General features: G+C 67.9%; 16 protein-coding genes. 8 read left to right on the forward strand and 8 right to left on the reverse strand.

Annotated features, from left to right (window positions below):
* Positions 1-8 precede the first annotated feature (8 nt).
* Positions 9-776 (reverse strand): SIR2 family NAD-dependent protein deacylase, encoded by a 768-nt coding sequence (locus tag ACRYA2_RS20340; RefSeq protein WP_433632407.1) that lies wholly within the window; start codon positions 774-776, stop codon positions 9-11.
* A gap of 131 nt (positions 777-907) precedes the next feature.
* Between ACRYA2_RS20340 and ACRYA2_RS20345 the strand changes: the two genes are divergently transcribed.
* The 4 genes from ACRYA2_RS20345 (at position 908) to ACRYA2_RS20360 (ending at position 4,461) form a co-directional block, all read left to right on the forward strand.
* On the forward strand, positions 908-1,102 hold the full coding sequence (locus tag ACRYA2_RS20345; RefSeq protein WP_113276377.1) for a cold-shock protein: 195 nt from the start codon (positions 908-910) through the stop codon (positions 1,100-1,102).
* A 215-nt stretch (positions 1,103-1,317) separates the two neighbouring features.
* Entirely contained in the window at positions 1,318-1,941 is a 624-nt protein-coding gene (locus ACRYA2_RS20350) for a class I SAM-dependent methyltransferase (RefSeq protein ID WP_433632410.1), read from the forward strand.
* Positions 1,942-2,028: 87 nt separating this feature from the next.
* Positions 2,029-2,424, forward strand: a complete 396-nt coding sequence (locus ACRYA2_RS20355) for a universal stress protein (protein WP_433632412.1) — start codon at positions 2,029-2,031, stop codon at positions 2,422-2,424.
* Between the two features lie 195 nt (positions 2,425-2,619).
* Entirely contained in the window at positions 2,620-4,461 is a 1,842-nt protein-coding gene (locus tag ACRYA2_RS20360) for a cbb3-type cytochrome c oxidase subunit I (RefSeq protein WP_433632415.1), read from the forward strand.
* Between the two features lie 195 nt (positions 4,462-4,656).
* Here ACRYA2_RS20360 and ACRYA2_RS20365 read toward each other — a convergent pair whose 3' ends face one another.
* Complete coding sequence (locus ACRYA2_RS20365) at positions 4,657-5,118, reverse strand: DUF6789 family protein (protein WP_433632417.1); 462 nt, start codon at positions 5,116-5,118, stop codon at positions 4,657-4,659.
* A 90-nt stretch (positions 5,119-5,208) separates the two neighbouring features.
* Here ACRYA2_RS20365 and ACRYA2_RS20370 point away from each other — a divergent pair, with 90 nt between their 5' ends.
* Positions 5,209-5,529, forward strand: a complete 321-nt coding sequence (locus tag ACRYA2_RS20370; protein WP_433632420.1) for a tRNA-binding protein — start codon at positions 5,209-5,211, stop codon at positions 5,527-5,529.
* Here the strand turns inward: ACRYA2_RS20370 and ACRYA2_RS20375 are convergent.
* The 3 genes from ACRYA2_RS20375 to ACRYA2_RS20385 form a co-directional block, all read right to left on the reverse strand.
* The gene (locus tag ACRYA2_RS20375; protein WP_433632422.1) at positions 5,523-5,723 is read right to left on the reverse strand and encodes a 30S ribosomal protein S17e; all 201 of its coding nucleotides are present in this window, start codon (positions 5,721-5,723) and stop codon (positions 5,523-5,525) included. The genes ACRYA2_RS20370 and ACRYA2_RS20375 overlap by 7 nt on opposite strands.
* A 300-nt stretch (positions 5,724-6,023) precedes the next feature.
* Complete coding sequence (locus ACRYA2_RS20380; RefSeq protein WP_433632425.1) at positions 6,024-6,797, reverse strand: helix-turn-helix transcriptional regulator; 774 nt, start codon at positions 6,795-6,797, stop codon at positions 6,024-6,026.
* A 40-nt stretch (positions 6,798-6,837) separates the two neighbouring features.
* Positions 6,838-7,467, reverse strand: a complete 630-nt coding sequence (locus ACRYA2_RS20385) for a hypothetical protein (protein ID WP_433632427.1) — start codon at positions 7,465-7,467, stop codon at positions 6,838-6,840.
* A 271-nt stretch (positions 7,468-7,738) separates the two neighbouring features.
* On the opposite strand from ACRYA2_RS20385, the gene ACRYA2_RS20390 reads away from it, so the two are divergent.
* A complete protein-coding gene (locus ACRYA2_RS20390; protein ID WP_433632429.1) occupies positions 7,739-8,005 on the forward strand; it encodes a DUF7120 family protein in 267 nt (88 codons plus the stop codon).
* Between the two features lie 123 nt (positions 8,006-8,128).
* Here ACRYA2_RS20390 and ACRYA2_RS20395 read toward each other — a convergent pair whose 3' ends face one another.
* Positions 8,129-8,683, reverse strand: a complete 555-nt coding sequence (locus ACRYA2_RS20395) for a helix-turn-helix domain-containing protein (RefSeq protein WP_433632432.1) — start codon at positions 8,681-8,683, stop codon at positions 8,129-8,131.
* Between the two features lie 116 nt (positions 8,684-8,799).
* Complete coding sequence (locus tag ACRYA2_RS20400) at positions 8,800-9,192, reverse strand: MaoC family dehydratase (protein WP_433632435.1); 393 nt, start codon at positions 9,190-9,192, stop codon at positions 8,800-8,802.
* Positions 9,193-9,279: 87 nt separating this feature from the next.
* Between ACRYA2_RS20400 and ACRYA2_RS20405 the strand changes: the two genes are divergently transcribed.
* Together ACRYA2_RS20405 and ACRYA2_RS20410 are read left to right on the forward strand one after the other, a co-directional pair.
* The gene (locus ACRYA2_RS20405; protein WP_433632437.1) at positions 9,280-10,128 is read left to right on the forward strand and encodes an alpha/beta fold hydrolase; all 849 of its coding nucleotides are present in this window, start codon (positions 9,280-9,282) and stop codon (positions 10,126-10,128) included.
* Positions 10,121-11,701, forward strand: a complete 1,581-nt coding sequence (locus ACRYA2_RS20410; protein ID WP_433632439.1) for an AMP-binding protein — start codon at positions 10,121-10,123, stop codon at positions 11,699-11,701. The genes ACRYA2_RS20405 and ACRYA2_RS20410 overlap by 8 nt, the downstream gene beginning before the upstream one ends.
* Before the next feature lie 12 nt (positions 11,702-11,713).
* Here ACRYA2_RS20410 and ACRYA2_RS20415 read toward each other — a convergent pair whose 3' ends face one another.
* The gene (locus ACRYA2_RS20415; protein ID WP_113276390.1) at positions 11,714-11,974 is read right to left on the reverse strand and encodes a cytochrome C oxidase subunit IV family protein; all 261 of its coding nucleotides are present in this window, start codon (positions 11,972-11,974) and stop codon (positions 11,714-11,716) included.
* Between the last annotated feature and the right edge of the window lie 2 nt (positions 11,975-11,976).

An 11,976-nucleotide genomic window follows, 5' to 3' on the forward strand; every position in this document is an offset into this window, starting at 1 on the left:
GACGCCGGCTATCCGGAGACCAGCCGGTCCGCGAGCGCGGGGAGGACGTCGGTCACGTCGCGCTGGAGGACGAACGCCGCGCGTTCGTCGAACGGCGTCGGTTCGAGGTTGACGACCGCCGTGGTCGCGCCGGAGCGGGCCGCGATGCGGGGGAGCGACGCCGCCGGTTCGACCGTCAGCGACGACCCGACGGCGAGGAAGACGTCGGCGCGTTTCGCCCACGACCGGGCCATCGAGAGGTCCGTCTCGGGGAGGTGCTCGCCGAACAGCACCACGTCGGGCTTCAGCAGACCGTCGCAGTCGTCGGCATCGCAGCGCGGTGGGCGTTCCTCGCCTGCGCGCACCCGTTCGTGAACCGGTCCGGCGTCGAACCGCTCGCCGCAGGTTTCGCAGACGACGCGGTCGGCGTTGCCGTGGAGTTCGACGAGGTCGGCGGGGGTGCCGACGTGCAGACCGTCGGTGTTCTGCGTGACGACGGCGTCGAGGTGGGCGGCGGCGGCGAGGTCGTTGAGCGCCTCGTGAGCCGCGTTCGGCGCGATATCCTCGCCGAACATCGTCTCGTGGAGGTCGACGCGGTCCGCCCAGAAGCCGGCGGGGTCGCTCCGGAAGCGGTCGTAGTGGAAGTTCTCGGGGTCGAACCGGTTCCAGACGCCCGACTCGCCGCGGAAATCCGGGACGCCCGAGGCGGTGCTGACGCCCGCGCCCGTGAACGCGACGACGGTGTCGGCGTCGCCGACGGCGGCCGCGAGTTCGGTCATGGTTTCGGTCGCGTCCATCACGTCCGAACGATGGCGGATGCGCCCCGTATAGCTGTCGTCCGGGACCGCCAACCGTGGCTCACGAGGCGCTCGACGAACCAGCAGTTATATCCAATTAGGGCCACTGGTGGACAGTGGAGTTTAACACAATGGCAACCGGTACGGTCGACTTCTTCAACGACAACGCAGGCTACGGTTTCATCGAGACGGACGAGATTGACGACGACGTGTTCTTCCACATGGAGGACGTCGGCGGCCCCGATCTCGAAGAGGGACAGGAAGTGGAGTTCGACATCGAGGAGTCCGAGAAGGGCCCACGAGCGGCGAACCTCGAACGGCTGTAAGAGGTCCTGAGAGGGCTTCAGTCGTCGAACCGAGCCCACGGAGGACGTCTGGAACAGGGCGGCGAAAGCGAGGGCGGAGAGCCGCGCTTCTGGGAGACACCCGACCGACACCGGCGGGTGGAGACCCGCCTCGGTGAGCGACGCCTCGGCGGCGTGGCGGCGGCCGCTTTCTCGCAGCCAACGGGGTTTTACCGTCGGCGCTCGACTCGTTATTAGTGAATTCTAACGAAGTCCGTCGAGAGTGGGCAGAACGGTCGGGAGAGTACTCTCCGGACTACTACGCCTACTACGGCCCGGACGAGAAGAGCGAACTCGTTCGCGTCTACTGTGACTCCTCCGTCGAACCCGACGCGGCCGTCCTGGAACTCGGCTGCAGCTCGGGTCGGCATCTCTCACATCTCCTCGAACACGACTACGAGAACCTGCACGGCATCGACGTGAACGAGGACGCCTTCGCCGTGATGGAGCGGACCTACCCCGACCTCGCCGAACGGGGAACCTTCTACCTCGACGCCATCGAGGACGTCGTCACGGAGTTCGACGACGGTCAGTTCGACGTCGTCTACTCCGTCGAGACCCTGCAACACATTCACCCGGACGACGAGTGGGTGTTCGGCGAGTTGGCGCGCATCACCGACGACCTGCTCCTCACGGCGGAGGTCGAGGGAAACGATGAGTACGGGTCCGCCGACGAGTTCGGCGTGAACTACGTCAACGACGAGTTCCCACTGTACTACCGGAACTGGCGGCACGTGTTCGAAGAGCAGGGGTTCGCGGAGGTCGACAGCGAATCGCTCAAGCGAGACGTCCTCCGTGCGTTCCGACCGACGGCGGATTGACCGTCGGAACGGTTGCCCAGCGGCAGTTTCGCCAGTGCTGTCACGTCCGCCGTCCCGTTTATCCCCTCGACGGTCGATGACTCACCCATGTCGACCCTACTCGCGGGCACCGACGCCCCGGAGACGAGCGAACGGCTTTGTGACTACCTCGAAACGCGGCTCTCGGCCGACGACACCGTTCACGTCCTCAACTCGCTGCCGGGCGGCAACGACGAGGAACTCGTCGAAGACGGCCGGGAGGCGCTGACGGTGTTCGAAGAGCGACTCGGCGACCGCGTCGCCGTCGAGACGTACCAGAACACCAGCGCGTCGGACCCGGCCCACGACCTGCTGACGCTCGGCGACGAGCACGGCGTCGACGAACTCGTCATCGGCCTGAGCCAGAAGCGAAGCCCGGCCCAGAAGGTCGTGTTCGGTAGCATCACCCAGTCGGTGCTCATGCAGACGAATCGCCCCGTCGTCGGCGTTCCGCTCCCGGACTGAATCGCCCCCAGTGCGGCGACCCGGTTAAACCCCCCGATTGATGATGCAACCCACGTTTTCAGACGCTGGGAACGGCCCCGGCGATTAAGAGGGGGGCACACCTACTCCGGGCCAACGGCCGCCCGCCGGCGACGACGATTACTGCACGTCGACGACCGACCGAACCGCGCTCCGAACGACGCTCTCCACACATCCATGGACATCCTACATCAAGCTCTCATCGGAACCGCTCTCGGAGTCCTCCTGCTCGGCGGTGTAGCGCTACTGAAACGCCCGCTCGACGCCCGACCGCGTTCGGACGTCGGGACGTCGTCCGACGGTGGTGAGCGGGTGGACGACTCGCGGACCTCCCCGGACCGTCGAACCGACGGCGGTGAACGAGTCGACGACTCACCATCCTCGTCGGAGTATCAGTCCGACGGCGGTTACGTCACCGACCAGGATGTGAGTTACGGGAAGCCGACGGGTCTCGTTCGCTGGCTGACCACCGTCGACCACCGTGACATCGGAAAGCTGTACCTCCTGCTCGGGACCGTCGCCTTCCTCTGGGGCGGCACCGACGCGATGATGATGCGGACGGAGCTCGTCACGTCGGACGTGAGCGTCTGGAACGCCGAGACGTACAACGCGCTCTTCACGATGCACGGCGTGACGATGCTCTTTTTCTTCGCCACGCCCGTTCTCTTCGGGTTCACCAACTACTTCCTCCCGATGCTGGTCGACGCGGACGACATGGCGTTCCCACGACTGAACGCCATCGGGTTCTGGCTGTTGCCGCCCTCGCTCCTGCTCGTTCGCGGCGGTCTGCTGACCGACGTGGTCGGCCACGTCGTCGAGGCGGTCGCCGGGGCCTCGCTCGCGGAACCGCTGTTCATGCTCGCGCCGCCCGCGACCGGGTGGACGTTCTACACGCCGATGTCGGGGGAGATGTCGAACCCCATGATCAGCATCGTCCTGCTCGGTCTGCATCTCTCCGGCGTCAGCACGACTATCGGCGCGGTGAACATCATCGCGACCATCTTCACGGGACGGGGCGACGACGTCGGCTGGCCCGACCTCGACATCTTCTCGTGGACGCTGCTCACACAGGCCGGACTCATCCTGTTCGCGTTCCCACTGCTGGGGAGCGCGCTCGTCATGCTGCTGCTCGACCGCGTGTTCGGGACGACGTTCTTCGCCTCGCCCGGCGGCGGTCCCATCCTCTGGCAGCACCTGTTCTGGTTCTTCGGCCACCCCGAGGTGTACATCCTCGTACTCCCCCCGATGGGACTCATCAGCCTCATCATCCCCCGGTTCGCCTCGCGGCGGCTGTTCGGGTTCCGGTTCGTCGTCTACTCGACGCTGGCCATCGGCGTCCTTTCGTTCGGCGTCTGGGCTCACCACATGTTCGCCACCGGCATCGACCCCCGGATTCGGGCGAGTTTCATGGCCGTCTCCATCGCCATCGCCGTGCCGAGCGCGGTCAAGGTGTTCAACTGGATATCGACGATGTGGAACGGACGGGTGCGCCTGGAGCCTCCGATGCTGTTCTGCGTCGGCGCCATCGCCACGTTCATCCCCGGCGGCGTGACCGGTATCTTCCTCGCCTCGATTCCCATCGACCTCATCGTTCACGACACCTACTACGTCGTCGGGCACTTCCACCTCATCATCATGGGACTCATCCCGTTCGGGGTGTTCGCGGGCGTCTACTACTGGTTCCCCATCCTGACGGGGCGGATGTTCGACAAGCGCCTCGCGAAGGTCCACTTCTGGCTCAGCTTCGTCGGCGTCGCGTTCACGTTCATGATACTGCTGGTCATCGGCATGCTCGGACTCCCCCGGCGAGTCGCCTCGTACCCGGAGCAGTTCGAACTGCTCCAGCAGCTCGCGACCGGCGGCGCAATCGTCATCGCGCTCGGCCAGGCTGTGTTCGTCTGGAACATGCTCCAGTCCGCCCGCAAGGGCCCCCGCGTCACCGACGCCGACGTCTGGAACCTCAAGGAGGACGGCTTCTTCTCCCGCGAGTGGAAGCAGTTCGAGGACCGGCTGCGGTGAGTGCGACCTCGAACGTTTCGTCGAATCGCCGCTAGACGCCCCCGTCGGCGGCCTCGTCGCTCGGCGGACGGTTCTCGGGAGACCAGAGGAACGGCGAGAGGCCGGCGGGAGCGGGCGCGACGCCCGTCGGTTCGGACCGCGACCGTCCACCGACTCGACCGGAGGTGAGAGGACGCCGACCGGGAGACGGCGGCGTCACCCCACGAACCGCTCGTAGAAGACGCCCAGCGAGTAGCCGTAGGCGATGTGCGCTATCAGCGTGAAGACGATGTAGAGGACGACGAACGCGCCCGAGAGGTGGAGGCCGCTGGCACCGAGCAGGAGGAAGCTCACCCAGAGGACGAGCGCGAAGAGGACGCCCCGTACCGCGACGTCCTCCACCGGAATCGACGACTGGACGGCGGCGAACAGCAGCGGCCAGAGGACTATCCCGGCCGCGACGAAGACGACCAATCCCAGCGTGATTTGGTTCGGCATCCCGACGAACTCCGCGATGGCGGCGGGGACGCCGAGATTGAAGCGCGTCTGGGCCGACGCGATGACGAAGACGACCATCATCACGACGGTACTGACGATGCCGGCCTTGAGTACGCCGAGCGCGCGCACAACCTCGGGCGGCAGGCCGGACTCTTCCGTACCCACGCGTTGCTCTGCCATGTCGGCACCGACGCGACAGAGGAGTTTATAAGTACTCCTTGCACGGGCGGCGGGGGCGACTTTTTGTCCCCGGCGTCCATCCGGGCAGACATGACGAGTCCATTCGACGTGACCGTCCGCGTCGCGGAAGTCCGGCGCGCCGAACCGTTTCCGGAAGCGAACAAACCCGAACTGGTCAAGCTCTGGCTCGACGTGGGCGACGCGGAACTCCAGTCGGCCGCCCAGCTCGGATACCGACACAACCCCGACGAACTCGTCGGCCGGCAGGTGCTCTGTGTCACCGACCTCGGCACCGTCCCGATAGCGGGGTTCGAGAGCGAAGCGCTCACCATCGGCGTACCGGACGAAAACGACCATCCCGTGCTCGTCGTCCCCGACGAGGAAGTCCCGCTCGGCGGCGAGCTCTACTGATTCGGCGAGTTTTCCCCTCGGCGTTTCTTCCGCGAGACGTAGCCCGCGATGCGGTTGCGAACGTTCTTCGAGTCGACGTTAGTCAGCTTCTCGACGCTCTCTTTGTTCTGCTTGAAGTCCTCGGTGAACGCTTCCGGGTAGCGTTCCAGCAGCAGGTTGCCGAGTTTCTTGACGTAGTCGGGACTGACCGGCATGTGCCCCACTACGTCGCGGGAGGACAAAAGCGTGTGACCGCCCCGAGACCGTTCTCGGTAACGGGTGAACTAGACAGCGGAGAGCCGAACGCAGGGCGGTTCCGAGACGCCGAAGACGGGCCCGCGAGGCGAGCGGGGACCGTCTTCCGGCGTCGGATAGACCTCGGGTGATGGCGCCAGAGGCGTTTCGGAGTGCCGCCACCTGATTCGACGGAGGTCGGAGGCTTATACGTAACCGGCGGATGCCGTGTCACCCCGCGAGCGACGTGTCACGACGTGCAACGTCTCTCGCGACGCGGGTCAGGCTTCGCCGTCGACCGGTTCGGCGTCCGCCCGAACGGACTCGTAGTGGTCCCTCGCCCACTCCCGGAGCGGCCGGTTCTCCCCGTCGAGCAGCGCCCGCAGGCCGCCGTCGTCGTACGCGCCGACGAACACTCGCCGGTCGAAGAGGGCGAGGCCGACCGAGACGGCGTCGGCGACGAAGAGGGAAAAGTTCTCCGCGCGCCGCGCGCGGGCGAGGGCGTCCGGACACTCCGAGCGAGCGGTCTCCAGCGTCGCCGCGTCGACGACCAGTTCCATCTCCGTCCCCGACGCCACGAACCGCCGACTCGCCTCGTTGAACACCCCGCTCACGATGGGCGATATGCCGAGGAACCGCTCGCTGTCGATCTCGGCCAGCGCGTCGGCGTAGTGGCTCAGCGGCGCGTGCGGGTTGCCGGCGGAGGCGGTGACGACGGTCGCATCGTTGACGGCGGCGACGGGGAGGTCCGCGGCCGCCTCGCCGAGATGGGTGAACAGCGGTCGATGTCCGTGGACCACGTCGACGGTGTCCAACAGCGACTCGTACTTGTCGAGCACGCGCCGGCCGACCGTGGTCAGGGCGTAGCGCGGGCCGTCCTTGCGAACCCAGTCGCGTTCGACGAACCCGTCGAGGTTCCGGTGAACGGTCGAGCGAGAGAACGGGCCCTCGTCGGTCAGCGACGAGGGCCGTCGGGGGTCGTCGCGGAGAAGCCGCAGCAGGGCGACCCGATTCGGTGACCCGGCGAGAAACTCCACGTGTTCGCGTGGCGGCATGTTCGGACCGTCACGCGCCCGGAACCTAAAGTTCGGGGAGTCAGAGCGCACCGCTCGTCTCCGCTTCGGCGACCGTCGCGTCGCCGAGGGGGTCGGCGGAGCAGTCCGCGAACACGCCCACCTCGCACTCGGCGGCGGCCGCGACGACGGGCGCGTCGTGACGGTCGGCCGCGCTCCGGCCGCCGCCGACGTCGAGCGCCGTCCAGAAGGTCGCGTCGTCGGCGTTCGAGACGGCGCTCCGGAGTCGACGCCAGTCGCGGTCGTCGAGGTGTCGCTCCGCGAGGGACGGGGGGACGCTGACGCGGCGATACCGGATCCGGCGGCGTCCCGGGGCGGCGTAGGCGACCTGGAACTCGTACCGGGCGACGCGTCGGTCGGCGAAGACCGGGTGGATGGCGTCGAGCACGCTGTCGATGGTGCTCCAGACGAGGCGGCGTGGCGGGTCGCCTTCGACGTCGAGCAGGACGGTCACGACGGGGACGTGGCCGTCGTCGGTCTCCCTGACGACCGCGACTACGGGCGGTTCCGCCAGTTCGAGCGGGAGCGTGTGACCCCCGATTCGCTCGGTGGCGACGGTGGCGTCGTCGCCGGGGACGCGCCACGAGCGGACGGCCCAGCCACCGACGAGGAGGACGGCGGTCGAAAGCGCGAGAACCACGAGCGAGGGCATCTCGCCCGGAACCAACACGTCAGGTGCCTTTTATCTTCGTGTGAAGGGGCGACGAACACGTCCGACTAGACCGACCTCGTTTCGACCGTTACCGTCCGAGACGGCGGCCGACGGGGAGTGCGTCTCGCCGCCAGCACCGGGACGGCACGCTCGGAGTCGCCGAACGAGACGAGAACTGACACGTCCTTCGGGTTCGATCAAGCCGTCCTACTTGAATCCCCTGCTCCTGCAACCGTACCCCTGAGGTACCGCTACGCGGAAGGGGGTGTCGATGGGACGCGTAGAACTCACGCTCGCGGCCGACGTGGACATGCAGATAGACCGACTCGTGGACGACGACCAGTTCGTCGACCGAGGGGAGGCCGTCGAGGAACTGCTGGAGATGGGTATCAGGGAGTACGGGCCGTCGAACGACACCACCCGGGACGACCTGGACTTCGCCGAGGAGATGATGGGCCCCGGCGACTCCGGTACCGGCATGGGCAGCGGCACCGGCATGGACGAGGGATACGGCCAGGACGATGGGTCTCGTCTCTAGGGGCAGGTCGGACGAAGGGGCAGCGTCGGATTAAGAGCGGACACCGGCCCCTAGAGACGACGGGGGTCGGAGGGTCGGTCGAGACGGGGAGCGACGGCCGGCGAAGGAGTCGTGAGCCGGCAGTCAGGCGTCCCAGTAGATGCCGGAGGGTTCCTCGCGGTCCATCTCGGCGGCGGCCTCGACCTTCGCGCGGTTGACGTCCTCGACGAGTTCCTTCGCCTCGCGCGTCCACGCCGCCAGACCGCGTTCGAGTCGGCGACGCACGACCTCGACGTCTTTCGGCGAGTATACGTTGACGTAACCGCCCTGGGACAGCAGTCGCTGGCGCTTCTCCAGAACGCCCACCTCGACGAGATGGTTGACCTGTCGCGCGACCGTGCTGCGGTCGAGGTCGAGCGCCTCGGCGACGGCCGGAACCGTCGATTCGCCGTCGCGCATGAGACGGACGCAGATGTCCAGGCCGGTCCCGGAGATACCGAACACGTTCCGGAGGAGCGACTGGAGGTCGGGTTCGCGCACCGGCGCCACCGCCACCGTCGCCATCGGGCGGTCACAGCAGGTGTCAGGTTCCGGCGCGACGGTGCCGCAGTTCCGGCACTCGTACACCTCGGTCGTCGCGTCGCTCTCGCGCGTCCCGTCGTCGAGTTCGTCGTCCCGTCGGTCGTCGAACGATACCATACCACATCCCTAGTGATTCGCGACCATGAGCGTTTCCGTGGCGGCACGTTCGTCTGGCAATCGGCGGGCGAGTCGTCGAACCGCGGTCCGCAAACCGAGAGGGCGTCGGCCCGCCGCTATTCGTGGGCGAGCGAGAGAACGACCGCAGAACCGGACAGCACCAGTTCGTCCGTCTCCGCCCGAATTTCGACCCGGAGGCGGTCGTCGCCGAGGTCCTCGACGACCTCGGCCGTGGCCGTGACGGTCTCGCCGGGGAAGACTGGATTCTCGAAGGTGCTCTCCTGTGAAAGATAGACGACGTCGCCGTCGAGGCGGGCCAGCGCGGCGCTGACGACGCCGGCCGTGAGCGCGCCGTGGGCGACGCGACCGCCGAAGACGCCCTCGCTCGCGTACTCCTCGTCGGTGTGCAGCGGGTTCTCGTCGCCCGTCACGGACGCGAACTGGTCGACGGTCGCCGCCGTCACGTCGAGCGTCGCTCGTGCGGTGTCGCCGACGGATGCAACTGGCATACCCGTACTGGGCCGTCCGCGGGGATGAATCGGCGGGTTAACATGTGAATGAAGGGGTTGAATACACGTTCGCCCGTCGCCACAGTCATGCCATACGCTGACAACGACGGCGTCTCGCTCTACTACGAGACGGACGGGCCGTCCGAGGCCGAGACCGTCGTCCTCGTGGAGGGACTGGGGTACGGCCGCTGGATGTGGCGCTGGCAGCGCGACCGCCTCGCCGAACGGTACCGCGTCGTGGTCTGGGACAACCGCGGGACGGGCGACTCCGACGCACCACCGAGCGACGCTCGGCGAGCCTCGGAACGCAGTGCCGAGACCCTCGATGGCGCGTACACTATCGCGGAGATGGCCGGCGACCTCGACGCCGTGCTCGACGCCGCGGGCGTCGACTCGGCTCACGTCGTCGGCGCGAGCATGGGGGGGATGATAGCCCAGCGGTACGCCATCGACTACGACCGCGCCGACTCCCTGGGACTGCTCTGCACCTCGCCCAGGGGCGACGACGCGGTGCCGACGCCACCGGAGACGAGAGAGCGGATGTTCGACGCGCCCGAAGAGTACGACGAGCGCGAGACCATCCGGCACAAGATGGCCCCCGCGATGACCGACGAGTTCGCCGAGCGGAACGACGACCTTATCGCCGACATCGTCGACTGGCGACTGGCGAGTGACGCCGACGAGGACGCCCGGGAAGCGCAGGCCGCGGGGGTCGCGGCGTTCGACGCCGGCGACCGCCTCGGAGATATCGAGGTGCCCGCCCTCGTCGCCCACGGCACCGCCGACCGCGTCCTGCCGTTCGAGAACGCCGAACTGCTGGACGAGCGCCTGCCGAGGAGCGAACTCGAACCGTTCGAAGAGGGGTCGCACCTCTTCTTCATCGAGCAGGCCGACGCGGTGAACGAGCGACTGCTCGCCTTCCTCGACGATGCCTGAACACAGCCAGCGCCCGTACGACTGGGTGGGCGCCTGGAGCGAGAAGCGGGCGCTGCTGTCGCCGGAGACCGTCGGACTGGTCGACGCGACGACGGGCCGGGAGTTCACCTACCGCGACCTCGACGAGCGCGCGAACCGCGCCGCCCGCCTCCTCCGCGACCGGGGCGTCGCGGACGGCGAGCGCGTCGCCGTCCTCTCGCGCAACCGCCCCGCGCTCGTCGACCTGTTCTTCGCCACCGCGAAGACCGGCGGCGTGCTCGCACCGCTCTCCCACCGCCTCGCGGCCGGCGAACTAGTCGAGCTGCTGAACGACGTCGACCCCGAACTGCTGGTCGTCGAGGAGCCGTTCGCCGACCTCGCATGGGACGTGCTCGACCGCGAGGAGCGCGCGTTCGACGCCGGCGTCCTGGCGCTCACCACCGAGAGCGACGCGGCGACCGACGGCGAGGCGACGTGGGACGCCTACGCGGACGCGCTGCCCGACGACGACTCGCCAGTAGCGTCGGCGGCCACGTCGATGGACGACCCGCACCTGTTCCTGCACACCGGCGGGTCGACGGGCGTCCCGAAGGAGACGGTCGTCACGCACGGCTCGATCCTCTGGAACTCGTTCAACACCATCACGGCGTGGGGACTGCGCCCCGAAGACGTGACGCCGATGACGTTCCCGATGTTCCACACCGGCGGCTGGAACGTGCTTACGGTCCCACTCTTCCACCTCGGCGCGACGGTCGTCGTCGCCCGCGAGACCGACCCCGGTCGCCTGCTCCGGACCGTCGAGGCGGAGGGTGCGACCGTGCTCGTGGCGGTGCCAGCTGTCCTGCGGATGCTGTGCCGGCACGACGACTGGGACGACGCCGACCTCTCGACGCTCCGGTTCGCCAAGAGCGGCGGCGGCCCCTGCCGGCAGTCCGTGATGGAGGCGTGGCGGTCGCGCGGCGTCGACCTCTCGCAGGGCTACGGCCTCACCGAGTGCGGTCCGAACAACTTCGCGATGCCCGACGGGTGGCCGGAGGAGAAGGCCGACAGCGTCGGCGTCCCCGCGATGCACGTCGACGCCCGCATCGTCGACGACGACGGCACTGAACTCCCCGATGGGGAAATAGGCGAACTCGAACTCGCCTCGCCGCACGCCGCCGACCGCTACTGGCGGAATCCCGAGGAGACGCGGGAGACCTTCGGTGACGAGGGGGACGCTGAGTGGGTGTCGACCGGCGACCTCGCGCGCCGCGACGCGGACGGGTACTACCACGTCGAGGGGCGCAGGAAGAACATGTTCGTCAGCGGCGGCGAGAACGTCTACCCCGCCGAGGTCGAGGACGCCGTCGCCGACCATCCGAAGGTCGAGGAGGTCGTCGTGGTCGGCGTCCCCGATGAGAAGTGGGGCACCGTCGGCAAGTCTGTCGTCCGGGGCGACGAGTCGCTGACGCTGGACGAACTGGCCGCGTTCCTGGACGGTCGACTGGCGCGGTTCAAGCGCCCGCGCCACCTGGCGTTCGTCGACGAGATGCCGACGAGCGGGCCGTCGAAGATAGACCGCGAGGCGGTGAAAGCGGCGTTCGGCGAGGAGTGACGGACGACCGGGTCACAGTATCGAGTACGACGCCGCCACGGTCAGCGCGAGCGCGGCGAGCAGGCCGCCGAGCACCACGACTGTCACCGAGCGCGGTTCGGACCGGAGGTGCTGGTAGTAGCCCGCGACGACGGCAGCCTTCGCGAACGACAGGGCGAGTATCGCCGCGAAGGCCGTCCAGTACGCGATTCCCGCCGACTCCACGAGCACCTGCGCGGTCGCCATCACGAACAGCGCCACGTAAATCGCGGTGTACAGTTTCGTGCTGGTCATGG

Source organism: Halomicrococcus pelagicus (assembly GCF_050954125.1).